Annotated in this window: 25 protein-coding genes; 24 read left to right on the top strand and 1 reads right to left on the bottom strand. The window is 66.1% G+C overall.

Annotated features, from left to right (window positions below):
* The first annotated feature begins 3 nt into the window (after positions 1–3).
* The 14 genes from RD110_RS14580 to RD110_RS14515 all read left to right on the top strand — a co-directional run bounded on the left by RD110_RS14580 (position 4) and on the right by RD110_RS14515 (position 12,845).
* Complete coding sequence (locus tag RD110_RS14580; protein ID WP_076200148.1) at positions 4–1,116, top strand: putative 2-aminoethylphosphonate ABC transporter ATP-binding protein; 1,113 nt, start codon at positions 4–6, stop codon at positions 1,114–1,116.
* Positions 1,113–2,861, top strand: a complete 1,749-nt coding sequence (locus tag RD110_RS14575; protein ID WP_076200147.1) for a putative 2-aminoethylphosphonate ABC transporter permease subunit — start codon at positions 1,113–1,115, stop codon at positions 2,859–2,861. Before RD110_RS14580 ends, RD110_RS14575 begins: the two co-directional genes overlap by 4 nt.
* A 5-nt stretch (positions 2,862–2,866) precedes the next feature.
* Positions 2,867–3,559: an HAD family hydrolase gene (locus tag RD110_RS14570; RefSeq protein WP_076205029.1), complete on the top strand. Its 693-nt coding sequence runs from the start codon at positions 2,867–2,869 to the stop codon at positions 3,557–3,559.
* 21 nt (positions 3,560–3,580) lie between these two features.
* Positions 3,581–4,705 (top strand): TIGR03364 family FAD-dependent oxidoreductase, encoded by a 1,125-nt coding sequence (locus tag RD110_RS14565; RefSeq protein ID WP_076200146.1) that lies wholly within the window; start codon positions 3,581–3,583, stop codon positions 4,703–4,705.
* Positions 4,706–4,709: 4 nt separating this feature from the next.
* On the top strand, positions 4,710–5,528 hold the full coding sequence (gene phnX, locus RD110_RS14560) for a phosphonoacetaldehyde hydrolase (protein ID WP_076200145.1): 819 nt from the start codon (positions 4,710–4,712) through the stop codon (positions 5,526–5,528).
* A 196-nt stretch (positions 5,529–5,724) separates the two neighbouring features.
* Entirely contained in the window at positions 5,725–6,231 is a 507-nt protein-coding gene (locus tag RD110_RS14555; protein ID WP_076200144.1) for an ureidoglycolate lyase, read from the top strand.
* Positions 6,224–7,126, top strand: coding sequence for a polysaccharide deacetylase family protein (locus RD110_RS14550; RefSeq protein ID WP_076200143.1), 903 nt, complete (start codon positions 6,224–6,226; stop codon positions 7,124–7,126). The genes RD110_RS14555 and RD110_RS14550 overlap by 8 nt, the downstream gene beginning before the upstream one ends.
* 45 nt (positions 7,127–7,171) lie before the next feature.
* On the top strand, positions 7,172–8,047 hold the full coding sequence (locus RD110_RS14545; RefSeq protein ID WP_076200142.1) for a substrate-binding periplasmic protein: 876 nt from the start codon (positions 7,172–7,174) through the stop codon (positions 8,045–8,047).
* A gap of 30 nt (positions 8,048–8,077) precedes the next feature.
* Complete coding sequence (locus tag RD110_RS14540) at positions 8,078–8,749, top strand: amino acid ABC transporter permease (RefSeq protein ID WP_076200141.1); 672 nt, start codon at positions 8,078–8,080, stop codon at positions 8,747–8,749.
* A 1-nt stretch (position 8,750) separates the two neighbouring features.
* Positions 8,751–9,422 (top strand): amino acid ABC transporter permease, encoded by a 672-nt coding sequence (locus RD110_RS14535; protein ID WP_076200140.1) that lies wholly within the window; start codon positions 8,751–8,753, stop codon positions 9,420–9,422.
* A 103-nt stretch (positions 9,423–9,525) separates the two neighbouring features.
* The gene (locus RD110_RS14530) at positions 9,526–10,497 is read left to right on the top strand and encodes an NAD-dependent epimerase/dehydratase family protein (RefSeq protein WP_076200139.1); all 972 of its coding nucleotides are present in this window, start codon (positions 9,526–9,528) and stop codon (positions 10,495–10,497) included.
* 10 nt (positions 10,498–10,507) lie between these two features.
* Positions 10,508–11,290, top strand: coding sequence for an SDR family NAD(P)-dependent oxidoreductase (locus RD110_RS14525; protein WP_076200138.1), 783 nt, complete (start codon positions 10,508–10,510; stop codon positions 11,288–11,290).
* A gap of 19 nt (positions 11,291–11,309) precedes the next feature.
* Complete coding sequence (locus RD110_RS14520; RefSeq protein WP_394329415.1) at positions 11,310–12,062, top strand: amino acid ABC transporter ATP-binding protein; 753 nt, start codon at positions 11,310–11,312, stop codon at positions 12,060–12,062.
* Between the two features lie 57 nt (positions 12,063–12,119).
* Positions 12,120–12,845: a GntR family transcriptional regulator gene (locus RD110_RS14515; RefSeq protein WP_239467040.1), complete on the top strand. Its 726-nt coding sequence runs from the start codon at positions 12,120–12,122 to the stop codon at positions 12,843–12,845.
* Between the two features lie 13 nt (positions 12,846–12,858).
* On the opposite strand, the gene fabI is transcribed toward RD110_RS14515, so the two are convergent.
* Positions 12,859–13,656, bottom strand: coding sequence for an enoyl-ACP reductase FabI (gene fabI / locus RD110_RS14510; protein WP_076200137.1), 798 nt, complete (start codon positions 13,654–13,656; stop codon positions 12,859–12,861).
* A gap of 77 nt (positions 13,657–13,733) precedes the next feature.
* Here fabI and RD110_RS14505 point away from each other — a divergent pair, with 77 nt between their 5' ends.
* The 10 genes from RD110_RS14505 (at position 13,734) to rbfA (ending at position 25,789) form a co-directional block, all read left to right on the top strand.
* Positions 13,734–15,584, top strand: coding sequence for an extracellular solute-binding protein (locus tag RD110_RS14505; protein ID WP_076200136.1), 1,851 nt, complete (start codon positions 13,734–13,736; stop codon positions 15,582–15,584).
* Positions 15,585–15,598: 14 nt separating this feature from the next.
* A complete protein-coding gene (locus tag RD110_RS14500; RefSeq protein ID WP_076200135.1) occupies positions 15,599–16,630 on the top strand; it encodes a microcin C ABC transporter permease YejB in 1,032 nt (343 codons plus the stop codon).
* A gap of 53 nt (positions 16,631–16,683) precedes the next feature.
* A complete protein-coding gene (locus RD110_RS14495) occupies positions 16,684–17,010 on the top strand; it encodes a type II toxin-antitoxin system prevent-host-death family antitoxin (protein WP_076200134.1) in 327 nt (108 codons plus the stop codon).
* 5 nt (positions 17,011–17,015) lie between these two features.
* A complete protein-coding gene (locus tag RD110_RS14490; RefSeq protein ID WP_204249973.1) occupies positions 17,016–17,417 on the top strand; it encodes a type II toxin-antitoxin system VapC family toxin in 402 nt (133 codons plus the stop codon).
* Positions 17,418–17,434: 17 nt separating this feature from the next.
* Positions 17,435–18,529, top strand: coding sequence for an ABC transporter permease (locus RD110_RS14485; RefSeq protein ID WP_083686673.1), 1,095 nt, complete (start codon positions 17,435–17,437; stop codon positions 18,527–18,529).
* A complete protein-coding gene (locus tag RD110_RS14480) occupies positions 18,526–20,163 on the top strand; it encodes an ABC transporter ATP-binding protein (protein WP_239467039.1) in 1,638 nt (545 codons plus the stop codon). The genes RD110_RS14485 and RD110_RS14480 overlap by 4 nt, the downstream gene beginning before the upstream one ends.
* 163 nt (positions 20,164–20,326) lie before the next feature.
* Positions 20,327–20,947, top strand: a complete 621-nt coding sequence (gene rimP, locus RD110_RS14475; protein ID WP_076200132.1) for a ribosome maturation factor RimP — start codon at positions 20,327–20,329, stop codon at positions 20,945–20,947.
* A 79-nt stretch (positions 20,948–21,026) separates the two neighbouring features.
* Complete coding sequence (nusA, locus tag RD110_RS14470; protein WP_076200131.1) at positions 21,027–22,523, top strand: transcription termination factor NusA; 1,497 nt, start codon at positions 21,027–21,029, stop codon at positions 22,521–22,523.
* A 24-nt stretch (positions 22,524–22,547) separates the two neighbouring features.
* Positions 22,548–25,418: a translation initiation factor IF-2 gene (infB, locus tag RD110_RS14465; protein ID WP_076200130.1), complete on the top strand. Its 2,871-nt coding sequence runs from the start codon at positions 22,548–22,550 to the stop codon at positions 25,416–25,418.
* A complete protein-coding gene (rbfA, locus tag RD110_RS14460) occupies positions 25,418–25,789 on the top strand; it encodes a 30S ribosome-binding factor RbfA (protein WP_076200129.1) in 372 nt (123 codons plus the stop codon). Before infB ends, rbfA begins: the two co-directional genes overlap by 1 nt.
* Positions 25,790–25,792 lie beyond the last annotated feature (3 nt).

Below are 25,792 nucleotides of genomic sequence, written 5' to 3'. Positions count from 1 at the left end.
GCCATGGTCAGGATTGCCCCACCCGATTCCCAGGCCGACGGGTACCTGCAGCTGTCGGGCATTCGGAAAAGCTTCGGCAGCTTCACCGCGCTGGAGAACATCGAGCTGTCGATCCGGCGCGGCGAGTTCGTGTGTTTCCTCGGCCCCTCGGGCTGCGGCAAGACCACGCTGCTGCGCATCGTCGCCGGCCTGGAGACCCAGACGGCCGGGCGCATCGTGCAGGCCGGGCGCGACATCTCGGTCGAGCCGCCCGCCGGGCGCGACTACGGCATCATGTTCCAGTCCTACGCGCTGTTCCCCAATCTCACCGTGGCGCAGAACGTGGCCTATGGGCTGGTGAACCGCAAGCGGCCCAGGGCGGAAATCGCGGCCCGTGTCGAGGAGCTGTTGAAGCTCGTCGGCCTGCCGGGCAGCGGCGTCAAGTACCCGGCGCAGCTCTCCGGTGGGCAGCAGCAGCGCATCGCGCTGGCGCGGGCGCTGGCTACGTCGCCCGGCCTGCTGCTGCTCGATGAACCGCTGTCCGCGCTGGACGCGATCGTGCGCGTGCACCTGCGCAACGAGATCCGCGCGCTGCAGCGCGAGCTTGGGGTGACCACCATCATGGTCACGCACGACCAGGAGGAGGCCTTGTCGGTGGCCGACCGCATCGTGGTGATGAACCACGGCGTCATCGAGCAGGTCGGCACGCCGCTCGAGGTGTACCGCGAGCCGGCTTCCCCCTTCGTCGCCGATTTCGTGGGCAAGGTGAACCGGTTGAGCGCGGTCGCCGAGGGCGATCACTGGTTCCGCTGCGGCGACAAGAGGCTGCGGTGCCCGCCGGCCGGTGGCGCCGACTTCCGGCCCGGCCGAGAGGTGGCCTTGTACCTGCGGCCCGAAGACCGGGTGATCGGCCCGCTGCGCGAGGACGACCCGATGCGCTGCTCGGGCACGGTGCGCCACATCGAGTTCCTCGGCGGCAATTGCCTGGCCGAGGTCGACGTCGACGGCTTGCCCGGTCAGCCCGTGCAACTGCAGTATTCGCTGAACCAGATGGACGAATTCGGGGTGGCCGAAGGCGCCGCGGTGTCGTTCGCCCTGCGTGCCGATCGGTTGCGCGTGTTTCCGGTGGCCGCATGAGCTTGGCCGCCGCGACCCACGCCGGGCCTTCCGCCACGGCCGCCCCCGCCGTCGTTGCGCCGGCGCTGAAGCAGCGCGTGCACTGGGTCGACCGGCTGGCCAACCGGGCGCTGCTCGGCACGGTGGCGCTGTTGGCGATCGGCCTGGTGGCGCCGCTGCTGGCCATCCTGTCCAAGGCGCTGGAGGCGCCCGAAGGCGCGGCAGGCCACAGCGCCTTCGCCGCCTACCTGGCCTCGCCCGCGCTGCTGCAAAGCCTGTGGCACAGCACCTGGGTCTCGCTGTTGACGACGGCCATCGTGGTGCCGCTGGCCTTCACCTTCGCCTATGCGCTCACGCGCAGCTGCATGCCCTTCAAGCCGCTGTTTCGCACGGTCACGCTGCTGCCGCTGCTGGCGCCCTCGCTGCTGTCCGCCATCTCGCTGATCTACTGGTTCGGCAACCAGGGCATGGCCAAGTCGCTGTGGCTGGGCCTGGGCTTCGACGGCATCTATGGTGCTTCCGGCATTGTGCTGGCCGAATGCTTCGCGGTCTTCCCGCATGTGCTGATGATCCTGGTCACCGCACTCACGCTGGCCGACGCGCGGCTCTACGAAGCCGCCGACGCGCTGGGCACAAGCACACTGCGCAAGTTCTTCACCATCACGCTGCCCGGTGCGAAATACGGGCTGATTTCGGCCGCCCTGGTGAGCTTCACCCTGGTGATGACGGACTTCGGCATTCCCAAGGTGGTTGGGGGCAACTTCAATGTGCTGGCCACCGACGTGTTCAAGCTCGTGATCGGCCAGCAGGACTTCCAGCGCGGCGCGGTGGTGGCGCTGTTCCTGCTGACGCCGGCGGCACTCACCTTCGCCATCGACTACTTCGTGCAGCGCCGGCAGGTGTCGGCCCTGTCGGCCCGCGCCGTGGCCCTGCAACCCCGGCCCTCGCGCCGCTTCGATGCCGGAATGACGGCCTATTGCCTCGTCATCGTGGCGCTGATGCTGGCCATGTTCGGCATGGCGGTGTTCGCTTCGTTCGCCAGGATGTGGCCCTACAACCTCACGCCGAGCCTTGCGCACTACGTGTCGGGTCTGGTCGATGCGGAACTCGGCGCGGCCATGGTCAACAGCCTGAAACTCGCGGCCTGCACCGCGGTGATCGGCACGGTAGTGGTGTTCATCGGCGCCTATCTGCTGGAGAAGACGCATGGCCTGGCCGGGGTGCGGCCGCTGATCCGCCTGATGGCCATGTTGCCGATGGCCGTGCCCGGCCTGGTGCTGGGCCTGGGCTACATCTTCTTCTTCAACGCGCCGGCCAATCCGCTCAACGGTATGTACCAGACCCTGGCGATCCTGGTGCTTTGCACCATCATCCACTTCTACACCACCGGTCACCTGACCATGGTCACCGCGCTCAAGGCCATCGACCCGGAGTTCGAATCGGTGTCGGCCTCGCTGAAGGTCCCGTTCTACAAGACCTTCTGGCGGGTCACGCTGCCGATCTGCCTGCCCACGCTGCTCGACGTGTCGCGCTACTTCTTCATCAACGCCATGACCACGATCTCGGCCGTGGTGTTCCTGTATTCGCCCGACACCAAGCTGGCCTCGGTGGCCATCCTGAACCTCGACGAAGCCGGCGACACCGGCCCGGCCGCGGCCATGGCGGTGTTGATCGCCGGTACCTCCCTGGTCGTGACGCTGCTCTACATGGCGCTGGGCAAGTTCGTCGAACGGCGCACGCAACGCTGGCGCAACCCGTCCCGATGAGCACGATGCATTCCTCCACCGCCACCTTGCCGCGCCTTGCGCTGTTCGACCTCGACAACACCTTGCTCACCGGCGATTCCGAGGTGTTGTGGGGGGAGTTCCTCGTGGCGCGCGGGCTGGCCGGCGCCGACTTCGCCGTGCGCAATGCCGAGATGGACCGGCGCTACCACGCAGGAGAGGCCGCGCCGGGCGAATTCTGCGAATTCTTCGCCAGCACGCTGGTCGGCCGGACGCCGGCCGAATGGCAGCCGTTGCGCGAGGCCTTCATGGCCGAGGTGATCCGCCCGCGCATCCCGGCCTCGGCCGTGGCGCTGGTGCAGCAGTACCGCGCGCGCGGCGACCTGCTGGTGTTGACCACGGCCACCAGCCGCTTCCTGGTGGAACTCACCGCAGCCGAACTCGGCTTCGAGCACCTGATCGCCACGGAGCTGCGGCTGCGCGACGACGGGTGTTTCGCGGGTGCCACCACCGGCACGCTGAACATGCGCGAAGGCAAGGTGTCGCGGCTCAAGGCCTGGCTCGAAGGTCGCGATCTGGCAGCCGATGCGGCCTTGCCGCGCGCGAGCTTCCACAGCGATTCGATCAACGACCTGCCGCTGCTGATGGCCGTCGGCCAGCCGGTGGTGGTCGACCCGGATGCCAAGCTCGAAAACGAGGCCATTGCCCGTGGCTGGCCCGTGCTGCGGCTGCCGCGCTAATTTTTCTTGGTCATTCCAGTCATGCAGAACCCTCAACATTTCGATCTCATCGTGGTCGGTGCCGGCATCGTCGGCCTGGCCCATGCCTACACCGCCGCCAGCCGCGGCCTCAAGGTCTGCGTGGTAGAGCGCGACGCGGCCTGCGTCGGTGCCTCCATCCGCAACTTCGGCTTCATCACCGTGACCGGGCAGGGCGCCGGCGACACCTGGCGCCGTGCCCGGCGTGCGCGCGAGGTCTGGGGCGATGTCGCGCCCAAGGCCGGCATCGCCGCGGTGCACCACGGCCTTTGGCTCACGGCCTTCCGGCCCAAGGCGCTGGCCGTGCTCGAGGAATTCATGGCGACGCCGATGGCCGAAGGCTGCGCATTGCTCGACGTGGGCGATGCCGCGAGCCGTGCGCCCGCGCTGCAACTGCAGGGTGCGCAAGGCGTGCTCTACAGTCCGCACGAGATGCGCGTCGAGTCGCGCACCGCCATCGGCCAGCTCACACGCTGGCTCACCGAGGCCCTGGGCGTCACCTTCCGCTTCAGCGAGGCCGTGCTGGAGGTGGCCACGCCCAAGGTACGCACCTCGCGCGCCGTGCTGCATGCCGAGCGCGTGGCCGTCTGCACCAACACCGACCTGAACGGGCTGTTCGCCGAACGCCTCTCGCCGCACGAGCTGCGCCTGTGCCAGCTGCAGATGCTGCGCGTGCAACCCGAGCCCGGCTTTGAACTGCCCGGCTCGGTGATGATGGACCTGAGTCTGGTGCGCTATCATGGTTATAGCAAGCTACGCACTGCGGGTGCGCTACGTACGCAGTTGGAAGCGGAGGAGGGCGAGTCGCTGGCCCACGGCATCCACCTCATCGTGGTGCAGAGCGCCGACGGCTCGCTGGTGGTGGGTGATTCGCACCACTATGGCCCGGTGCTCGAACCTTTCGCCGACCAGCGCGTGGACGAGTTGATCCTGCAGCACCTGCGGCACACCCTCAGGCTCAAGCAGGCGCATGTCACGGAGCGTTGGGTCGGCACCTATCCCTCTTCGGCCAGCACCGACTGCCTGATCGACCGGCCCGACGAGGCCACGCGCCTGGTGCTCGTGACCAGCGGTACCGGTGCCAGCACCGCATTCGGCATTGCCGAAGATGTCTTCAGCGCCTGGTAACAACATGACAAACGCTTCCAACCCCCGACTCGCCGCCGTCGTCTTCGACTGGGCCGGCACCATCATCGATTTCGGCTCCTGCGCGCCGATGGGCGCCTTCGTGCGGCTGTTCGAGCAATTCGGCGTGCAACTCACCATCGACGAGGCCCGCGGCCCGATGGGCATGGCCAAGTGGGACCACATCCAGGCACTTGGCCAACTGCCCCGCATCGCCGCGCAGTGGGCCGAGGTGCACGGCCAACCGTTCACCGATGCCGACGTGGACCACCTGTATGAAGTGTTCACGCCGATGAACGCCGCCGTCGTCGCCGATTTCGCCGATTTCATTCCCGGCGCGATCGAGGTGGTGAACACGCTGCGCGCGCGCGGCCTGAAGATCGGCTCCACCACCGGCTACAACCGACCGATCATGGACATCGTGACGCCGATCGCCGCCCGCGGCGGCTATCTGCCCGACAACCTGGTCTGCGCCGGCGACCTCGCCGCCGGCCGGCCTTCGCCGCTGATGATGTACCGGACCTTCGCCGACCTCGGCGTCTGGCCGCCGTGCACGGTGGTGAAGGTGGACGACACCGGCGTGGGCATCGAGGAGGGCTTGAACGCCGGCACCTGGACCGTCGGCCTGGCGGTCAGCGGCAACGCGGTCGGCCTGCCGCTGGCCGAGTGGCAGACGCTGGGCCCAGCACAGCAGCAGGCCTTGCGGGAAAGCGCGACGGCCAAGCTCAAGGCCTCGGGCGCGCACTACGTGATCGATTCCGTGGCCGAGCTGCTGCCCGTCCTTGGCGAAATCGAAGCCCGGCTGCTGCGCGGAGATCGTCCTTAGCGCAGAAACGCAGAACGGGCATTCGCGTACGGGCTGGGCATCCTACTGGTGCGCGGCCCGTTTCTTTTTGGGGCGATACCTCCTCGGAACGGTGGAAAAACGGCGATGCGGCCTGGTACGGTCTGTGCTTATACGAGTGGGATACCACTGGCATGCTTCTGGTTTGCCTGTTCCCACCCTTTTTGCCGGATCGCTGATGCCCCCATCTCCCATTCCACTGCCGATCGAGCCGCTGACGCCGGAAGCCTTCCGGCCGTTCGGCGAGGTCGTGTCCCTGGCCAGCAGTGCACGGCGCAACCAGGTGTCCACCGCCTTCGATCGCACGTCCGAGGCGGTGGAGCCGAGGCTCTGGGTGGCCACCGTCACCCAGGCGGTGCAGTTGCCGCTGGAACTCAAGGCCCTGGAGCGCCATCCGTTTTCCACCCAGACCTTCCTGCCGGTCAATGGCTGCGGCTTCCTGGTGGTGGTGTGCCACGCCGATGCCGACGGCGAGCCCGACCTGGCCACCCTGCGGGCCTTCGAGGCAGCGCCCGACCAGGGCGTGACCTATGCGCGCAATGTCTGGCACCACGGCCTCACGGTGCTGCAGGCACCCGCCAAGTTCGTGGTGTGCATGAGTTTTACGGCCAGCGGCGGCGACGACATCTTCGTGCCCATGCGTGCGCCGGTCCTGCTTCTGGCCAGGGAGAACCGCAATGCCTGATCTGCACCCCCGCGATTTCGCCGGATACGGCGCGCATCCTCCGCACCCGCGTTGGCCCGGCGACGCGCGCCTGGCACTCAATATCTGCATCAACTACGAGGAAGGCTCCGAGCCTGCCGTGCCCGATGGCGACGCGGCCAGCGAATCCGGTCTGACCGAAGGCGGTGCCGGCGCGTTCGACGGGCGCGATCTGGCGGCGGAGTCGATGTTCGAATACGGCAGCCGGGTCGGTTTCTGGCGCCTCACCCGCTTGCTGGCCCAGCGAAGTCTGACGGCCACGGTCTTTGGCTGCGCCCTCGCGCTGGAGCGCAATCCCGAGGTGTGCGCCGCCATCCGCGATCTGCAATACGACGTCTGCGCGCACGGCTGGCGTTGGGAGCGGCACCAGTTGCTCAGTGAAGCCGAGGAACGCGAGCGCATCCGTCGCACGGTGGAGAGCATCACCCGCACCGTCGGCAACCGGCCGCTCGGCTGGTACTGCCGCTATGGCCCCGGCCTGAACACGCGCCGGCTGATCCGCGAGGAGGGCGGTTTCCTCTACGACTCCGACGCCTACAACGACGAGCTTCCCTATTGGCTGCATCGGGACGAAAAGCCGCATCTGGTCGTGCCCTACAGCCTGGCCCACAACGACGCGAAGTTCATGCGCGGCGGCATGAGCACCGGGCAGCAGTTCTTCGAATACCTAAGGGACAGCTTCGACATGTTGTACCGCGAGGGCCGCACCGCGCCCAAGATGATGTCCGTCGGCCTGCATCTGCGTGTGGCCGGTCACCCGGGCCGCGCCGCGGGCTTCGAGCGTTTCCTCGACCACGTGAAGCAACACCAGGACGTATGGGTCTGCGGCCGTGCCGACATCGCGCGGCATTGGCACGCCGAACACGCGGCCGACTGATCCGAATCCCTTTCCCGAACTTTCATCTTCCACAGGAGTAATGCCATGGCCTTCTCGTCTTCCGTTCGCAAATTCGTTCTTTCCAGCGTCGCGCTGGCCCTGCTCGCCACATTGCCATTGGCCAACGCCCAGGAAGCCGATCATCCGGGCGACAAGCCGCTGGTCGTCGGCAGCGATTTCGGCGTGGCGCCGTGGATCGTGCGCGGCGTGAACGGCCCCGAAGGTTTCGGCGTGGACCTGATCAACGAAGTCGCCAAGCGCCTGAAGCGCCCGAGCGTGGAGATCGTGGACGTGAACTTCTCGGCGCTGTTCGCCGCCCTGTTCGCCAAACGCATCGAGTTCACCGTGAACCCGCTGAACATCACGGCCGAACGCGCCGAACGCATGGTGTTCACGCAACCCATCATGTCCACCGGCAACGGCTTCCTGGTGAAGGCCGCCAACGACATGAAGGGCTTCGATGACCTGAAGGGCAAGGCCGTGGCGGTGAACCGCGGCACGCTGTCCGACACCTGGGCCACGGCGAATGCCGCCACCTACGGCTTCGAGGTGCAGCGCTACGACACCTTCCCCGACAGCGTGCAGGCCGTGCTGACCAACCGCGCCTTCGCCACCATCAATGAAGTGCCGACCACGATCTATGCCGCGAGCAAGAACAAGGCGATCAAGGTGGCCTACAAGGATTTCAGCGCCAGCCGCAACTTCGGTTATGCGTTCCGTCCGGAAAGCGTGGAGTACCGCAACAAGGTCGACGACGTGCTCAAGTGCATGAAGATGGATGGCACGGTGGCCAAGCTGCACGAAAAATGGTACGGCTCGGTGCCGGAAGCCGGCTCGGCCCTGGTCACCACCTACCCCGGCTACGGTGCGCCCAACTTCAAGGGCTACGTGCCGACGGCGCCCGCGCCGGTCTGCAAGTAATCGAACGATCCCCCACGAGCACGGCATCGCATGGACAGGCTTCTTGAAAACTTCCTGAACCTTTCAGTCATGGCGCAGGCCTGGCCGACGGTGCTGCAGGGCTTCGGCCTGACCGTGCTGGTGTCGGTGCTGGTGATCGTGTTCGGGCTGGCCCTGGGCCTGGGCCTGGCCGTGCTGCGCTCCATGAAGAAACGCGTGTTCGACCTGCTGATCGTGGCCTGGGTCGATCTGTTTCGCACGCTGCCGCAGTTGGTGATCATCATCTTCCTGTACTTCGGCATGCCCTATATCGGGCTCACGCTGTCGCCTTTCGTCACCACGGTGATCGCGCTCGGCGCGGTGCTGTCGGCCTTTGCGTGCGAGATCTTCTGGTCGGCGATCCAGGCCCTGCCGCGTGGCCAGTGGGATGCCGCCAAGGCACTCGGCTTCGGCCCGATGCGGATGCTGTTCAAGATCATCCTGCCGCAGGCATGGCGCCTCGCGATCCCGATGCTGACCAACCGCGCCATCTCCATCAGCAAGGGCACGGCGCTGGGCACGGCCGTGTCGCTGCCCGAGACGCTGGGCCAGGCGCAGAGCTTCATGTCGCTGGTGGCGAACCCGTCGCCGCTCACCCTGGCCGCGGCGCTTTACCTGGTGCTGTTCCTGCCGCTGGTGGTTGCCAGCCGCTGGATCGAGCACGCGAGTTCGAAGGGACGCTGAGATGGATCTGTTTTTAGAGAACTTCGCCAACCTGGATTCGTTCCTGACCATCTGGCCGCTGCTGCTGCAAGGCGTGCAGTTGTCCTTCCTGTTGGCCATCGTGGCGCTGCCGCTGGCCTGCCTGACCGGGTTGCTCATCGCCGTGCTGTACAGCTTCGAGCACCGCTGGCTGCGCGCGCTGCTGCTGGTCTACATCGACCTGTTCCGCTCGTTCCCGGTGGTCGTGCTGCTGGTGCTGATCTACTTCGGCCTGCCGTTCTTCGGCCTCAAGCTCAGCGGCTTCACGGCCGTGGTGCTGGCACTGGTGCTCAACAACTCGGGCTACTACGGCGAGATCTTCCGCGCCGGCATCAATTCGGTGCCCAAGGGCCAGCGCGAGGCCGCGCGTGCGCTCGGCTTCAAGCCGTTGCGCCTGGTGCTGGTGATCGTGCTGCCGCAGGCGATCCGCAATGTGCTCGCGCCGCTGGCCAGCAATTCGCTGGAGCTGATCAAGACCACCTCCATTGCCTCCATGGTGGCCTTGCCCGAGCTGCTGCGTTCGGCCCGCGTGGCCCAGGAGCAGACCTACAACCCGACGCCGCTGATGGCGGCCGCCGTGGTGTTCTTCGTGTTGCTGTGGCCGCTGGCGCGCTGGGTGGCGCGGCTCGAGCGCCGCATGATCGTTTCGCGCTAGGAGGCAGCATGACACCCCCACGCTCTTCACTTCCTTTCACTTCCTGTGTCGCTGCCCCCCGAGGGGGCGCTCCAGTGCCTACGGACGGCCGGGCGGCACTGACATGACCACGCTGATCACCGGCGGTGCGGGCTTCGTGGGCCTGGCTCTGGCCGAGCGGCTGCGGGCCGACGGCGAGCCCGTGGTGCTGTTCGACCGCGCCGCGCCGCGCGCCGACATGCTGGCGCGCCTGGGCCGCGAGAGCCTGAGTATCCTGCTGGGCGACATCCGCTGCCCGGTCGACGTGGATGCGGCGCTGAAGTCCGCCAACATCGACCGCGTGGTGCACTGCGCCGCCGTCACGCCGGACGCCGACCGCGAGGCGCGAGATCCGATGGCCGTGCTCGACGTGAACGTGGGCGGCACGGCCAACCTGCTCCAGCGCTGCGCCGTCGGCCGCAGCGGCATCCGCCGCATCCTCGTGCTGAGTTCGGTGGCGGTCTACGGCGTCAAGCCGCCGGCCGGCGAAACCTATGAAGAAGAGGGCTCGGCACCCGCGCCGGCGGCGCTGTACGGCATCGGCAAGCTCGCCTCCGAGCAGGCCGCGCTGCGGCTGGCCGAGCTGTACCGGCTCGACGTGCGCGTGGCGCGGCTCGGCCCCGTCTACGGTCCGTGGGAATACGCCACCGGTGTACGTGACGCGCTCAGCCCGCATGCCCAGGTGCTCGCCGCCGCGATGGCAGGGCAGGGTGTGGTGCTGCCGCGCAGCCTGCGGGCGGACTGGATCTATTCGCGCGATGCGGCAAAAGCGCTGGCCGCGTTGGCTGATGCGACCCAACTGCGCCACACAATCTACAACGTCGGGGGGGCGGTGATGAGCGATCTCGTGCAATGGTGCGCGTTGCTGGCCGTGTCTTACCCCGGCTGGTCCTGGCGCCTCGCCGCGCCCGGCGAACAGGGCACGCTGCGCTACAACCTGCCGGTCGATCGCGCGGCCCTGTCCATCGCGCGCCTGCAGGCCGACACTGGCTGGGCGCCCGCCACCGCCCTGGACGCCGCCGCGCGCGACCACCTCGCCTGGCAGGCCTCTCTCTGAATCCAAGCCCATGAAACGACTCGAACGCAAATCCATCCTCATCAGCGGCGCCGCCTCCGGCATCGGTAGGGCCATCGCGCTGCGCTTTGCGGCCGAAGGCGCACGGCTGGTGCTGGCCGACCTCACCACCACGGTGCGCGAAGGCGGCGTGCCCACCATCGACCTGCTGCGGGTGCAGGGCTGCGAGGCCGAATTCCTGCAGACCGACGTGGCGGACGAGGCCCAGGTGCAGGCCGCGGTCGATCTGGCGGAAAAGACCTACGGCCGGCTCGACGTGCAGGTCAACAACGCCGCCATCGGCAACGGCAAGCCACTCACGGAAACCACGCTCGAGGAATGGAACCGGGTGATGGCGGTGAACCTCACCAGTGTGTTCCTCATGGCGCGTGCGGGCGTGCGCGCCATGCTGCGGCAGGAGCCGCTGCCAGGTGCCCAGGGGGTGCGCGGCCGACTGGTCAACATCTCCTCGCAGCATGGCATGGTGGCCTGCCCGGAGGACGTGGCCTATGGCACCTCGAAGTCGGGCGTGGTCTACATCACGCGGCAGATCGCGGTCGATTACGCGTCCGACGGCATCGTCTGCAACGCGGTGGCGCCCGGCAAGATCCTCACCGGCAAGACCGGCCGCGCCGTCGAGCCCCGGTGGCTGGACTATTCGCGCGCGCGCACGCCCATCCGGCGGCTCGGCGCACCCGAGGACGTGGCCAGCGCCGCGTTGTTCCTGGCTTCCGACGAAGCCACTTTCATCACCGGCGAAAACCTGCTCGTCGACGGCGGCTGGATGGCCGGCTGAGCCGCAAGATCGGAGAAAAATGATGGCCAAGCAAGACACCTCCCCCATGATCCAGTTCAGCGGCGTGAGCAAATGGTATGGCGACTTCCAGGTGCTGACGGACATCGACTTCACGGTCGGACGCGGCGAGCGGATCGTCGTCTGCGGGCCTTCGGGCTCGGGCAAATCGACCATGATCCGCTGCATCAACCGGCTCGAGGAACACCAGAAGGGCCGCATCGTCGTCGACGGCACCGAACTCGACCACAACGCGCGCCATGTCGACGTGGTGCGGCGCGAGGTCGGCATGGTGTTCCAGCAGTTCAACCTGTTCCCGCACCTCACCGTGCTGCAGAACCTGATGATCGCCCCGGTACAGATCCGCGGCGTGCCCAAGCGGGAGGCCGAGGAAACCGCGCGTTATTTCCTCGACCGCGTGCACATCGCGCACAAGGCGGACGACTATCCGGCGAACCTGTCGGGCGGCCAGCAGCAGCGCGTGGCGATCGCACGCGCCCTGTGCATGAAGCCCAAGGTGATGCTGTTCGACGAGCCGACCTCGGCGCTCGATCCGGAGATGATCAAGGAAGTGCTCGATGTGATGGTCAAGCTGGCCGAGGAGGGCATGACCATGGTCTGCGTGACGCACGAGATGGGTTTTGCGCGCACGGTGGCGGATCGCGTGGTGTTCATGGACGCGGGCCGCATCGTGGAAGAGGCCGCGCCGGAAGCGTTTTTCAGCGCCCCGAAAAGCCCGCGTGCGCGCGCGTTCCTCGGCCAGATCATGCATTAGCGGTGTCTTCCTACAATGCATAACCGCCCGAGACACAACCAGGAAATCGCCCGAGCCATGGCCCTTGAAGCCCTTCCCGACAGTTCGGCCGCCGTGGTCGCCAAGGCCGCGGCCGGGCCGATGCGCCGGCCGACCGAAAGCGTGTCCGAACAGACCTATCAGGCCTTGCTCGAACTCGTCACGACACGCCAGATCGAACCTGGCGACGTGATCGAGGAGCGCCGCCTCGCGGAGCGCTTCGAGGTGTCGCGCACACCGATGCGCGCGGCCATCAGTCGGCTGCTCGGCGAAGGTGTACTGCAGCAGTTGTCCAACGGCGCGATCGTGGTGCGCGAGGTCGGTTTGACCGAGTACCTCGAGTTGCTCGCCATCCGCCTGCTGCTCGAGAGCGAGGCCGCTTCACTGGCCGCGGCGCGCGCGCCCCTGCCGGTGCTGGCGAAGATCGAGCAACGACTCGAGGCCGCGCTGGCCGAGGTGCTCGCGGCCGAGGCGGAGGGCGAGCCGGCGGCGGACCGGCAGCTCGACGACGAAATCCACGAGGTGGTGGTGGCGTATTGCGGCAACCAGTCGCTGGCCAAGTTCATTGCCGAAATCCACAAACGCATTCGCATGCGCGGACTCGAGCGGGCACCCGAGCGGCTGGTACCGGCCTGCCACGAGCACCTGGCGCTGGTGCGGGCCCTGCTGGCGCGTGATGCGGCGGCGGCGCGGCAGGCGATGGTGGATCACCTGGAAAATGTGCGCAGCAGTTATCTGCGGCTGGCGGGGATCCTGCCCCGCTGACCAGAACCGAGGGTCAAGCCGCGGCAACCGGCTCCGCAATGCCACCCACCACGTGGCTGAAGCCGCCGTCCACATAGGTGATCTCCGCGCTGACGCCGCCCGCCAGGTCGCTCAGCAGAAACGCGGCAACATTGCCCACGTCCTCGATCGTCACGTTGCGGCGGATCGGGGAGGCCTCGGCCACCACGCTCAGGATCTTGCCGAAACCCTTGATGCCGCTGGCGGCCAGGGTCTTGATCGGCCCGGCGCTGATGCCGTTGACGCGCATGCCCTTGGGGCCGAGCGACTCGGCCAGGTAACGCACGCTGGCTTCCAGCGAGGCCTTGGCCAGGCCCATGGTGTTGTAGTTGGGCACGGTGCGCACGGCGCCGAGGTAGGTCAGGGTCAGCAGCGCCGACTTGTCGTTCAGGTACGGCAGGGCCGCCTTGGCCATGGCCGGGAAGCTGTAGGCGCTGATGTCGTGCGCCACCTTGAAGGCGTCGCGGCTCAGGCCGTCGAGGAAGTCGCCGGCGATGGCCTCGCGCGGCGCGTAGCCGATGCTGTGCACGAAGCCGTCGAATTTGGGCCAGGTTTGCGCCAGGTCGGCGAACAGTTTGTCGATCTGCGCGTCGTCGCCCACGTCGCAATCGAAGATGAGCTTGGAGTCGAAGTCGGCCGCGAATTCGGTGATGCGGTCCTTGAAACGCTCGCCCACGTAGCTGAAGGCCAGCTCGGCGCCCTGGGCGTGGCAGGCCTTGGCGATGCCGTAGGCGATGGAGCGGTTGGACAGGACGCCGGTGATCAGCAGTTTTTTGCCGGTAAGAAATCCCATGATTCTCGACTTTCGTGAATTCCGTCGCCGGGTGCGGACTTGACGGAACGGGTGGACAGATGGTGCAGAATTGTCGCATGCGATTTTTTGCGGCTGTAGGGAGTGTGATGGTCCTGTTTGCGGGTTTGCCCGCATGGGCGGCGCACGGCTATGCCCTCTGGGGCGACCTCAAATACCCGCCGAACTTCCCCCATTTCGAATATGTGAACCCGAACGCGCCCAAGGGTGGCCAATTGCGGCTGGTGAGCAACCTGCGCACCTCCACGTTCGACAAATACAACCCCTTCACCATCAAGGGCAGTGCGCCGGCCTACCTGAGCGAGATGCTGTTCGACACGCTGCTGACCGGCGCGATGGACGAGAACGGTTCCGGCTACGGCCTCCTGGCGCAGGACGTGAGCGTGCCGCCCGACGGCATGAGCGCCACCTTCGTGCTGCGTGGCGAGGCACGCTTCCACAATGGTGACCCGGTGCGTGCCTCCGACGTGAAGTTCAGCTACGACACGCTGATGGGCCCCTACACCTCGCCCGGTTACAAGACCGCGCTGGAGGACGTGGCCGGCATCGACGTGCTGGACGCGCGCACCGTGCGCTACCGCTTCAGGAAACCCAACCGTGAACTCCCGCTCACGGTGGGCGGCCTGCCCGTGTTCAGCCAGAAATGGGGTGTGGAGCATGGCAAGGCCAAACGCTTCGACGAGGTGGTGATGGACATTCCCATCGGCAGCGGCCCCTACCGCATCGGTCCGGTCAACTTCGGCAAGGACATCACCTATGTGCGCGACCCCGACTATTGGGCCCGCAACCTGAACGTGAAGCGCGGCATGGAGAACTTCGACCGCATCGAGGTCAAGATCTACAAGGACAACACCGCGCGGCTCGAGGCGCTGAAGGCCGGCGAATTCGACCTGATGCGTTTCTTCTCGGCCGGCGACTGGGCGCGCCGCGTGACCGGCAAGCGCTTCGACACCGGTGAGCTCGTGAAGGGCGAATTCAGGCACCGTCTGCCGTCGGGTTTCCAGAGCTACGTGATCAACGTGCGCCGCGACAAGTTCAAGGACGTGCGCGTGCGGGAGGCGCTGGGCCTGGCGATGGACTTCGAATACATGAACCGGCAGATGTTCTACGGCGCCTACCAGCGGGTGAACGGCCTGTTCGGCAACACCGACTGCCAGGCCACTGGCACGCCGAGCCCGCAGGAACTGGCGCTGATGACGCCGCTGAAGAAGGACATACCGCCCGCCGCCTTCGGCCCGATGGCCGTGGCGCCGCGCACCGATGGCGACTCTTCGCTGCGCAGCAACCTGCGCCGTGCCCGGGCGCTGCTGCACGACGCGGGCTGGGACGTGAAGGACGGCGTGCTGCGCAATGCCAAGGGCGACGTCTTCACCATCGAATACCTGGACAGCAGCGAGAGCGGGGCCCGCGTCGTGAGCCCCTGGGCGCGCAACCTCGAGAAGCTGGGCATCCGGCTGGACTACCGGGCGGTCGATTTCGCGCTGTACCAGCAGCGGCTGTCGAAGTTCGAATTCGACATCATGAGCATCAACTACGCCGGCACCAACAGTCCGGGCCAGGAATTTGCGGACATGTTCGGCAGCAAGGCCGCCGACACCGAGGATTCGGGCAACTACACCGGCCTCAAGAACCCGGCGGTGGACGCGCTGATCACCCGCATGACCGGCGCCAAGAGCAAGGCCGAACTGCTGCCCGCCTGCCGCGCGCTGGAGCGGGTGATCGCCCACAGCCACGTGCTGATCCCACAGTGGACGGCCGGCACGCACCGCATGGCGTTCAACGCCTGGCGCCTGGCGCGGCCCGCCGAGGTGCCGCCCTATGTGCCCGGCGAAGGCTGGCCGATCCACGTCTGGTGGTCTCTGCAGGCCGGTGGCAAGGACAACGCCGCCACAGCCAACGGATCGAACTGAGCGGGAAAAAACACATGTTGGCCTATGTCCTGAAACGCCTGCTGCTGATGGTGCCCACGCTGCTGGGCGTGCTGCTGATCACCTTCGCCGTGGTGCAGTTCGTGCCCGGCGGGCCGGTGGAGCAGTATCTGGCCGAGGCGCGGGCCGGCACCGGGGGCGGCTCCGCCGAGGGTGGCGGTTTCAGCTACCGGGGCGGGCAGGGCGTGGATCCGAAACGCATCGAGCAGATCAAGGCGCTGTACGGTTTCGACAAGCCGGCGCACGAGCGCTTCTTCCAGATGCTGGGGCAATTCGCGCGTTTCGACCTGGGCAAGAGTTTCTTCCAGAACAAGCCCGTGTCGCAGCTCATCATCGAGAAGCTGCCGGTGTCGATCAGCCTCGGCCTGTGGACCTTCTTCATCAGCTACCTGGTGGCCGTGCCGCTCGGCGTGGCCAAGGCCGTGCGCGCCGGCTCGCGCTTCGATCTGCTGACGACGCTGCTGGTGCTGGTCGGTTATGCGATCCCGGGCTTCGTCCTGGGCGTGGTGCTGCTGGTGGTGTTCGGCGGCCAGCTGCAGTGGTTCCCGCTGCGCGGGCTCACCTCCGGGAACTGGGATGAACTGAGCTGGGGTGCGCGCATCGTCGACTACCTGTGGCACATCACGCTGCCGGTCACGGCCATGGTGCTGGGCAGTTTCGCCGTCACGGCCATGCTGACCAAGAACGCGTTTCTGGAGGAAATCCGCAAGCAATACGTGGTGACCGCGCGCGCCAAGGGCCTGGGTGAGCGGCAGGTTCTGTGGAAACACGTGTTCCGCAACGCGCTGATCCCGATCATCACGGGATTTCCCGCCGCTTTCATCGGCGCGTTCTTCACCGGTTCTTTGCTCATCGAAACCCTGTTTTCGCTCGACGGGCTGGGCTTGCTCAGCTATGAAAGTGTGATCCGCCGGGACTACCCGGTGGTGCTGGGTACGCTGTACCTGTTCACGCTGATCGGGCTGGTGACCAAACTGATCAGCGATCTTTGTTATGTGTGGGTGGACCCGAGGGTGAAGTTTGACTAGGTGGACATGTTTGTTGGACAATATGTCTATATTAATGACCCAGAGGAGCGGCCATGACCTGGAACATCGCCAATGCCAAGCAGCAGTTTTCGGAGGTCGTACGGCTGACGGCCGAAGAGCCGCAGGCCATCTACAACCGCGACAAGCAGGTTGCCGTGCTGATCTCGTCCGACGACTTCGAGGAGTTTCAACAGTTGCGGAAGCAGCGCGACAAGCCGACGTTGCTCGAGTTGTTTGCTGACATCCGTGCCGCGCTGATCGCCGATGGCGCAGAGGACGGTATCGAAATTGCGCCGCGTACCGACCGCTACAACCCGATGGTGGACGATCCCCACTACTGGGATGAGCCGGGCGTGCCGGACGAAACAAAGCGAGGCTGAGAGCGGTGTACCTTGTCGACACCAATGTCATCAGCGAACTGATGCGGCCCGCGCCGCGCGACGACGTGCTGCGTTGGCTGGCTCGGGTCGAGGAGGTAGAGGGACTGGCTAGTTCGGCGATTTCGATCCATGAAATCGTATTCGGCCTGGCGCACAAGCCGCGACCGCGCGCGCTGGAGCGCTTTCAGGCGATGGTCGCGAACTACAAGGTGTTGGACGTGACGGAGACCATCGCGCGTCGGGCGGGCGAAATGCGCGGCCTGCTTGCTGCGCGTGGTCAGGTTCGCCATATGGCCGACATGCTGATCGCCGCCACCGCCCAGGTCCACGCGCTCACCCTCGTCACGCGCAATGTGCGTGACTTCGACGGCTGCGGCATCGCCGTGCTGAATCCATTTCTGGATTGACCAGGAAGCAACTCAAGATGCAGAGTCTTTCCCCCGGCCGCCGCGCCTGGTTGCGCTTCAAGCGCAACCGCCTGGGCTTCTGGAGCCTGGTGCTGTTCTCGCTGCTGGTGCTGGCCAGCCTGTGCGCCGAGGTGCTGTCGAACGACCGCCCGCTGGTCGTCAAATACGAGGGGCAATACTATTTTCCGATCGTGCGCCACTACCCCGAGAAAGTGTTCGGTGGCGACTTCGACACCGAGACCGATTACCTCGACCCCTTCATCCGCGACCAGCTCGCCAAGGGCGGCAACTGGGCCGTGTTCGCACCCAACCCGTATGGGCCGAAGACGCTGAACTACTTCGCCAAGGCGCCCAACCCGGCCGCACCGACGCGTGACAACTGGCTCGGCACCGACGACCGCGGCCGCGACCTGCTGGCGCAGCTGATCTACGGCTTTCGCGTGAGCGTGTTGTTCGCCCTCGCGCTGACCTTCACCGGCGTGGTGCTGGGGGTGGTGACAGGGGCGATCCAGGGCTTCTTCGGCGGGAAGGTCGATCTGGCGTTCCAGCGTTTCATGGAGATCTGGGGTTCGATGCCCGAGCTGTACCTGCTGATCATCTTCAGTGCGGTGTTCGCGCCGAGCATCAGCCTGTTGCTGATCCTGCTGAGCCTGTTCGGCTGGCTGGGACTGTCCGACTACGTGCGCGCCGAATTCCTGCGCAACCGCCAGCTCGACTATGTGCGTGCGGCGCGTGCGCTGGGCCTGAGCAACTGGCAGATCATCACGCGCCACGTGCTGCCCAACAGCATGACGCCGGTCGTCACCTTCCTGCCGTTTCGCATGAGCGCGGCCATCCTGGCGCTGACCTCGCTCGACTTTCTCGGCGTGGGCGTGCCGCCGGGCACGCCGTCGCTGGGCGAACTGCTGTCGCAGGGCAAGAACAACATCGACGCCTGGTGGATTTCGCTGTCCACCTTTGCGGTGCTGGTGGTCACGCTGCTGCTGTTGACCTTCATGGGTGATGCTTTGCGCGATGCGCTCGATCCCAGGAAGGCGGACCAGAATCCGATCGCGCCGAAGCCTGTTGCAGAAGTTGCGCCAGTCCCGCTGCCACTGGAGGCCGGCCGATGACCGCGGAAGCCATCGCTCGCGTGCAGGGCATGGCCCGGCCGCTCCTCGACGTGCAGAACCTGCGCATCGGCTTCAACGGCCATGACGTGGTGCACGGCATCAACCTGCAGGTGGCGGCGGGCGAAAAGCTCGCGCTGGTCGGCGAGTCCGGCTCGGGCAAGACCATCACCGCGCTCAGCCTGCTGCGGCTGGTGCAGAACGCCGACGTGCGCGGGCAGGCGCTGTTCCAGGCGGCGGAGGGCCTGGTCGACCTGTGCGGGCTGGACGAACACACGTTGCGCGGCATCCGCGGGCAGGACGTCGCGATGATCTTCCAGGAGCCGATGACGGCGCTGAACCCGCTGTTCACCGTGGGCGATCAGATCGCCGAGGTTCTGGAGCTGAAACAAGGGCTGAGCCGCTCGGATGCGGCGCAGGAAGCTATCAAACTGCTAGCGGATACCGGCATCCCCGAGCCGGCGCGGCGCGCGCGCGCCTATCCGCACCAGCTCTCGGGTGGCCAGCGCCAGCGCGCGATGATCGCCATGGCCCTGGCCTGCAAGCCGCGGCTGCTGCTGGCGGACGAGCCGACCACCGCACTCGACGTGACGGTGCGCGGCCAGATCCTGCAGCTCCTGTCCGATCTGCAGAAGAAGAACGGCATGGCCGTGCTGCTGATCACCCACGACCTGAACCTCGTGCGCAAGTTCGCCGACCGCGTGGCGGTGATGGAGGCCGGCCACATCGTCGAGCATGGCCCGGTGGCCAGGGTGTTCGCCCAGCCGCAGCATGCCTACACCAAGAAGCTGATCCATAGCCGGCCGACGCGCGACGTGGCACCGGCGGTGCACGACCGGCAGGTGGCGCCGGTACTGCAGGCCAGCAATATCCGCGTCGGCTACGCCGTGCCCCGGCCCGGCATCGAGGGCTGGTTCAAGAAGGGCGAGTTCGTCGCCGTGCAGGACGCCACCTTTTCGATCCGTCCGGGTCAGACCATGGGTGTGGTCGGCGAGTCGGGTTCGGGCAAATCCACGCTGGCGCTGGCCGCGCTCGGCCTGGTGCCGTACAGCGGGGGGCTGCAACTCGCAGGCGGCACCTGGAGCCGGGACGCGGCCGCCAACAAGCGGCTGCGCTCGGCGGTGCAGGTGGTGTTCCAGGACCCGTTCTCCTCGCTTTCGCCGCGCATGACGGTGGAGGAGATCGTCGGCGAGGGCCTGTGGGTGCACGCGCCGCACCACACGGCGGGATCGCGGCGCGAGCAGGTGCTCGACGCGCTGGCCGACGTGGGCATGACCGAGGCGCAATTTCCCGGCCTGCTGCAGCGCTATCCGCACGAATTCTCCGGCGGGCAGCGCCAGCGCCTGGCGATCGCGCGCGCGCTGATCGTCGGGCCGAAGCTGCTGGTGCTCGACGAGCCGACCAGCGCCCTGGACGTGACGATCCAGAAACAGGTGCTGCAACTGCTGCAGAAGCTGCAGCGCGAGCGCGGCCTGGCCTACCTGCTGATCACGCACGACATGGACGTCATCCGCGCCATGGCGCACCAGGTGATCGTGATGAAGGAGGGTGAAATCGTCGAATACGGCCCGGTGCAGCAGGTGCTGGAGACGCCCAGCCACCCGTATACACAAATCCTGGTCGCGGCGACTAGCTGAATTCACCTTACAAAGCGCTGCAATATTGCTGGTTTTGGGATAGAATGCGGGCTCACGACCAAACGGGCGGGTACCTACCGGCCCGTTTTTTTTGGTCGATTGTTTTTCGTGCTCTTGAAAACCGTCGTTTTCGGAGCCATTTTTCGCACCTTATACAGAACACGTGGCGCTACAGGACATCGTTGAAAAAACCGTGACCGGATTCGGTTATGACCTCGTGGAGATCGAACGCTCCGCCGGGGGCCTGTTGCGCGTCACCATCGATATCCCATGGCAGCCGGGCGTCGAGCAGTTCGTCACTGTCGAGGATTGCGAGAAGGTAACTCGCCAGCTCCAGTTCGTGCTGGAGGTGGACGGCATCGAATACAAGCGGCTCGAGGTGTCCTCGCCCGGTATCGATCGGCCCCTCAGGCACCAGCGCGACTTTGAACGTTTCGAGGGTTCGGTGATCGACATCACGCTCAAGGCGCCCATGGGCGCGGCGGGCCAGGGCCAGGTCAACGCCAACCGCAAGAAATTCCGCGGCACGCTGGAGCGTGTGGCGCCGGTTGTCGCACCGGCCGAGGGCGCCCAAGCGTCGGCTGCCGGCTGGCAGATCGTCTGGAGCGACGAGCCCGCACCCAAGCCGGGGCAAAGAGTGAGCAAGAAGAGGGTGCCGGCACCGCTGCAGGCGCTGGGTTTCACCTTGGACGAATTGCGCGATGCGCGCCTCGCGCCGATCGTGAGTTTCAAAGGCCGCAGTACCAAGGGTCTCACCGAAGACGATGGTGGTGCGGAGAGCTGATGTTCGGTGCGCGAAGGGTGACTTCAACACCCGATGGCCGGATTGATTTGTTGATTTGAGTGTTCAGGAGATTCGTGACATGAATCGCGAAATGTTGATGTTGGTCGATGCCATCTCCCGTGAGAAAAACGTGGAGCGTGACGTCGTGTTCGGCGCCGTCGAGGCGGCCCTGGCGCAAGCCACCAAGAAGCTCTACCAGGGCGAGGTGGATATCCGCGTCGCGGTGGACCGCGACAACGGCAATTACGAAACCTTCCGCCGCTGGCTGGTGGTGCCGGACGCTGCCGGCCTGCAGAATCCTGACGCCGAAGAACTGGTCTCCGACGTGCGCGACGACATCGCCGACATCGAGGAAGGCGACTACATCGAGAAGCCCGTCGATTCCGTGCCGATCGGCCGCATCGGCGCCATGGCCGCCAAGCAGGTGATCCTGCAGAAGATCCGCGACGCCGAGCGCGAAATGCTGCTCAACGACTTCATGTCGCGCGGCGACAAGATCTTCGTGGGCACCGTCAAGCGCATGGACAAGGGCGACATCATCGTCGAGAGCGGCCGTGTCGAAGGGCGCCTGCGCCGCAGCGAGATGATCCCCAAGGAAAACCTGCGCACCGGCGACCGCGTGCGCGCCATGATCATGGAAGTCGACCTGACCCTGCGGGGCGCGCCGATCATCCTGTCGCGCAGCGCACCGGAATACATGATCGAGCTGTTCCGCCAGGAAGTGCCCGAAATCGAACAAGGCCTGCTCGAGATCAAGACCTGCGCCCGCGACCCCGGTTCGCGCGCCAAGATCGCCGTGCTCTCGCACGACAAGCGTGTCGACCCGATCGGCACCTGCGTCGGCGTGCGCGGTACGCGTGTCAACGGCGTGACCAACGAACTCGCCGGCGAACGCGTCGACATCGTGCTGTGGAGCGAAGACCCGGCGCAGTTCGTGATCGGCGCTTTGGCCCCGGCCAACGTCTCGTCCATCGTGGTGGACGAAGAGCGCCATGCCATGGACGTGGTGGTCGACGAGGAAAACCTCGCCATCGCCATCGGCCGCGGCGGGCAAAACGTGCGCCTGGCCTCCGAGCTCACCGGCTGGAAGATCAACATCATGGACGCCGCCGAATCGGCGCAGAAGCAGGCCACGGAAACCGATTCCAGCCGCAAGCTGTTCATGGAAAAGCTCGATGTGGACGAGGAAATCGCCGACATCCTGATCCAGGAAGGCTTCACCAGCCTCGAAGAAGTGGCCTATGTGCCGCTGCAGGAAATGCTGGAAATCGAAAGCTTCGACGAAGACACGGTCAACGAACTCCGGGCTCGCGCCAAGGATGTGCTGCTGACCATGGAGATCGCCAAGGAAGAGCGCGCCGAAGCGGTGTCGCAGGACCTGCGCGATCTCGAGGGGCTCACACCCGAACTGATCGCCAAGCTCAACGAAGCTGGCGTGCACACCCGCGACGATCTGGCCGACCTGGCTGGCGACGAGCTCACTGAAATCACCAGCCTGTCTGCGGACGAGGCAACGACGTTGATCATGAAGGCGCGCGAACATTGGTTTGCCAATGACGCCGCTTCTCAAGAGTAACGGTCATGAAAGGTCACACAATACATGTCCAATTCCACCGTCGCCGAGTTTGCTGCTGAACTCAAGAAATCAGCAGACACCTTGCTTGAACAACTCAGAGGGGCGGGCGTTGCCAAGTCCGCGTCGTCCGACGTCCTGAGCGAGTCCGACAAGCAGAAACTGCTGGGCTATCTGCAGGCCAGCCACGGCACCGCCAGTGCCGAACGCAAGAAGATCACGCTGGTGAAGAAGTCCACGACCGAAATCAAGCAGGCCGACGCCACCGGCCGGGCCCGCACCATCCAGGTGGAAGTGCGCAAGAAGCGCACCTTCATCAAGCGTGACGACGAGCAGGGTTCGTCCGACGTGCTGGCGCCCGAGGCCGAAGTGGCCGAGGTGCCTGCCGGCCCGAGCGCCGAGGATCTCGAGCTCGCGCGCCGCGAGGAAGAGGCGCGTCGCCAGGCCGAGCTGATCCGCCGCCAGGAAGAAGAACTCATCGAAAAACGCCGCCAGCGCGAAGAGCAGGAAGCGCGCGAGCGTGCGGCCGCCGAACGCGCTGCCGCCTATGCCGCCCAGACCGAGGCCCAGCAGGCCGGCAAGGCCCAGGCCCAGCAATCCGAGCTGGCCGACCAGACCGCTGCGCGCGAAGCCGCCGCCAAGGCGCAGGCCGAGGAACGCGAGAAGCTTGCCGCCGCTTCCAAGGCGCGTGCCGAAGAGGAAGCCGCGCGTGCGGTCGATCTGGGGGACCGCCGCCGCAAGGCCGAGGCCGAGGCCGCTGCGATCCGCCAGATGATGGCCACGCCGAAGAAGGTGCTGGTCGCCAAGAAGCCCGAAGAAGTCAAGCCGGTTGCCAAGCCGGCCGCGGCCGACGCCGCCAAGGCCGGCATGAAGGGCACGCTGCACAAGCCGGCCGCGGGCACGACCGCGGCCCGCCCGGCCGTGGCCGGGGCCAATGCCGCGCCCGGCGCGAACAAGGAAGTCAAGTCCGCCAAGCTGTCGAGCAGCTGGGCCGATCCGGCCAAGAAGAAGCCGCTGCCCACGCGCGGCGACACCGGTGCCGGCGCAGGCCGCGGCAGCTGGCGCGGAGGTCCGCGTGGTCGCCGTGGCAACGATCGCGATCACCGCGAAGACCAGCAGCAACAGGCGCCGGTGGAAAACCGCGTCATCGAAGTGCACGTGCCCGAGACCATCACCGTGGCCGAACTCGCCCACAAGATGGCGGTCAAGGCCTCCGAGGTCATCAAGCACCTGATGAAGCTGGGCCAGATGGTCACCATCAACCAGCCGCTCGACCAGGACACGGCGATGATCGTGGTGGAAGAAATGGGCCACAAGGCCGTGGTGGCGGCGCTGGACGATCCGGAAGCCTTCACCGACGAGGAAGTGTCGGCGCAGGCGGCCGAGTCGCTGCCGCGCGCACCGGTCGTGACCGTCATGGGCCACGTCGACCACGGCAAGACCTCGCTGCTGGATTACATCCGCCGCGCCAAGGTCGCTTCCGGCGAAGCCGGCGGCATCACCCAGCACATCGGTGCCTACCACGTGGAAACGCCGCGCGGCGTGATCTCGTTCCTGGATACCCCGGGCCACGAGGCGTTCACCGCCATGCGTGCCCGTGGCGCACAGGCCACCGACATCGTGATCCTGGTGGTGGCGGCCGACGACGGTGTGATGCCGCAGACCAAGGAAGCCATCAAGCATGCGAAAGCCGCTGGTGTGCCGATCGTGGTCGCGATCAACAAAATCGACAAGCCCGATTCGAACCCCGAGCGCGTGAAGAACGAACTCGTGATCGAGGACGTGATTCCCGAAGACTTCGGCGGCAGCTCGCCGTTCGTCGCGGTGTCGGCCAAGACCGGCCAGGGCATCGACGAACTGCTCGAACAAGTGTTGCTGCAAGCCGAAGTGCTGGAACTGAAGGCACCGGTCGATGCCATGGCCAAGGGCCTGGTGATCGAAGCGCGCCTGGACAAGGGCAAGGGCCCGGTCGCCACCGTGCTGGTGCAGTCCGGTACGCTGAAGACCGGCGACATCGTGCTGGCCGGCTCCACCTATGGCCGCGTGCGCGCCATGCTCGACGAGAACGGCAAGCCCACCAAGGAAGCCGGTCCGTCCATTCCGGTGGAAATCCAGGGTCTGACCGAAGTGCCGCAGGCTGGCGACGAGTTCATGGTGCTGCCCGACGAGCGCCGCGCCCGCGAAATCGCCACCTACCGTGCGGGCAAGTTCCGCAACACCAAGCTGGCGCGCCAGCAGGCGGCCAAGCTGGAGAACATGTTCTCCGACATGGCGGCCGGCGAAGTCAAGACGCTGCCGGTCATCGTCAAGGCCGACGTGCAGGGTTCGCAGGAAGCGCTCAGCGCCTCGCTGCTCAAGCTGTCGACCGACGAAGTCAAGGTGCAGATGGTGTACGCCGCGGTGGGTGCCATCAGCGAGTCCGACATCAACCTGGCCATCGCTTCGAAGGCGGTAGTGATCGGCTTCAACGTGCGTGCCGATGCCGGTGCGCGCAAGCTGGCCGAGAACAACGGTGTCGACGTGCATTACTACGACATCATCTACGACGCGGTGGACGAGCTGAAGGCCGCCATGGCCGGCATGCTGGCGCCTGAACAGCGTGAGGAAGTCATCGGCACGGCCGAGATCCGCACCGTGTTCGTGGCCTCGAAGATCGGTACCGTGGCCGGCAGCATGATCACCTCGGGTTTCGTGACCCGCAGTGCACGCTTCCGCCTGCTGCGCGAGAACATCGTCGTCTACACCGGCGAGATCGAATCCCTCAAGCGCCTCAAGGACGATGTCCGCGAAGTGCGCGAAGGCTTCGAATGCGGTATCAAGCTCAAGAACTACAACGACATCCAGGTCAACGATCAACTCGAGTTCTTCGAGATCAAAGAGATCGCCCGGACGCTGTAATGGTCAGACGCAAGGCCGCTGCGCCGAACCGCAGTCTCAAGGTGGCCGATCAGATCCAGCGCGATCTGACCGAGCTGATCGCCCGCGAGTTGAAGGACCCGCGGGTGGGCATGGTCACGATCCAGGCGGTCGAGGTCACGCCCGACTACGCGCATGCGAAGGTGTTCTTCAGCGTGCTCACCGGCGATCCGGCAGAGTGCACCGAAGGCCTGAACCAGGCCGCGGGTTTCCTGCGCGCCGGCCTGTTCAAGCGGCTGCACATTCACACCGTGCCGACGTTGCATTTCCTGTTCGACCGCACGACGGAGCAGGCTTCCGACATGAACGCGCTGATCGCGCGTGCCGTGGCTTCGCGTTCGAAAGACGAGTAGCCC

The organism is Rhodoferax koreense (assembly GCF_001955695.1).
Lineage (GTDB): Bacteria > Pseudomonadota > Gammaproteobacteria > Burkholderiales > Burkholderiaceae_C > Rhodoferax_B > Rhodoferax_B koreensis.
Note: the sequence above shows the minus strand (reverse complement) of the source record. Positions and strands in the feature narration are given on the sequence as shown.

Bases quoted from the DNA above. Each gene is read 5' to 3' on its own strand.
- phnX (WP_076200145.1), top strand. From the start codon at position 4,710: ATGACAAACGCTTCCAACCCCCGACTCGCCGCCGTCGTCTTCGACTGG.
- infB (WP_076200130.1), top strand. From the start codon at position 22,548: ATGTCCAATTCCACCGTCGCCGAGTTTGCTGCTGAACTCAAGAAATCA.
- RD110_RS14480 (WP_239467039.1), top strand. From the start codon at position 18,526: ATGACCGCGGAAGCCATCGCTCGCGTGCAGGGCATGGCCCGGCCGCTC.
- RD110_RS14555 (WP_076200144.1), top strand. From the start codon at position 5,725: ATGCCCCCATCTCCCATTCCACTGCCGATCGAGCCGCTGACGCCGGAA.
- RD110_RS14515 (WP_239467040.1), top strand. From the start codon at position 12,120: ATGGCCCTTGAAGCCCTTCCCGACAGTTCGGCCGCCGTGGTCGCCAAG.
- RD110_RS14520 (WP_394329415.1), top strand. From the start codon at position 11,310: ATGATGGCCAAGCAAGACACCTCCCCCATGATCCAGTTCAGCGGCGTG.
- RD110_RS14530 (WP_076200139.1), top strand. From the start codon at position 9,526: ATGACCACGCTGATCACCGGCGGTGCGGGCTTCGTGGGCCTGGCTCTG.
- RD110_RS14550 (WP_076200143.1), top strand. From the start codon at position 6,224: ATGCCTGATCTGCACCCCCGCGATTTCGCCGGATACGGCGCGCATCCT.
- fabI (WP_076200137.1), bottom strand. From the start codon at position 13,656: ATGGGATTTCTTACCGGCAAAAAACTGCTGATCACCGGCGTCCTGTCC.
- RD110_RS14535 (WP_076200140.1), top strand. From the start codon at position 8,751: ATGGATCTGTTTTTAGAGAACTTCGCCAACCTGGATTCGTTCCTGACC.
- RD110_RS14540 (WP_076200141.1), top strand. From the start codon at position 8,078: ATGGACAGGCTTCTTGAAAACTTCCTGAACCTTTCAGTCATGGCGCAG.
- RD110_RS14485 (WP_083686673.1), top strand. From the start codon at position 17,435: ATGCAGAGTCTTTCCCCCGGCCGCCGCGCCTGGTTGCGCTTCAAGCGC.
- RD110_RS14575 (WP_076200147.1), top strand. From the start codon at position 1,113: ATGAGCTTGGCCGCCGCGACCCACGCCGGGCCTTCCGCCACGGCCGCC.
- RD110_RS14545 (WP_076200142.1), top strand. From the start codon at position 7,172: ATGGCCTTCTCGTCTTCCGTTCGCAAATTCGTTCTTTCCAGCGTCGCG.
- RD110_RS14495 (WP_076200134.1), top strand. From the start codon at position 16,684: ATGACCTGGAACATCGCCAATGCCAAGCAGCAGTTTTCGGAGGTCGTA.
- RD110_RS14565 (WP_076200146.1), top strand. From the start codon at position 3,581: ATGCAGAACCCTCAACATTTCGATCTCATCGTGGTCGGTGCCGGCATC.
- rbfA (WP_076200129.1), top strand. From the start codon at position 25,418: ATGGTCAGACGCAAGGCCGCTGCGCCGAACCGCAGTCTCAAGGTGGCC.
- RD110_RS14525 (WP_076200138.1), top strand. From the start codon at position 10,508: ATGAAACGACTCGAACGCAAATCCATCCTCATCAGCGGCGCCGCCTCC.
- RD110_RS14570 (WP_076205029.1), top strand. From the start codon at position 2,867: ATGCATTCCTCCACCGCCACCTTGCCGCGCCTTGCGCTGTTCGACCTC.
- RD110_RS14580 (WP_076200148.1), top strand. From the start codon at position 4: ATGGTCAGGATTGCCCCACCCGATTCCCAGGCCGACGGGTACCTGCAG.
- RD110_RS14505 (WP_076200136.1), top strand. From the start codon at position 13,734: ATGCGATTTTTTGCGGCTGTAGGGAGTGTGATGGTCCTGTTTGCGGGT.
- nusA (WP_076200131.1), top strand. From the start codon at position 21,027: ATGAATCGCGAAATGTTGATGTTGGTCGATGCCATCTCCCGTGAGAAA.
- RD110_RS14500 (WP_076200135.1), top strand. From the start codon at position 15,599: ATGTTGGCCTATGTCCTGAAACGCCTGCTGCTGATGGTGCCCACGCTG.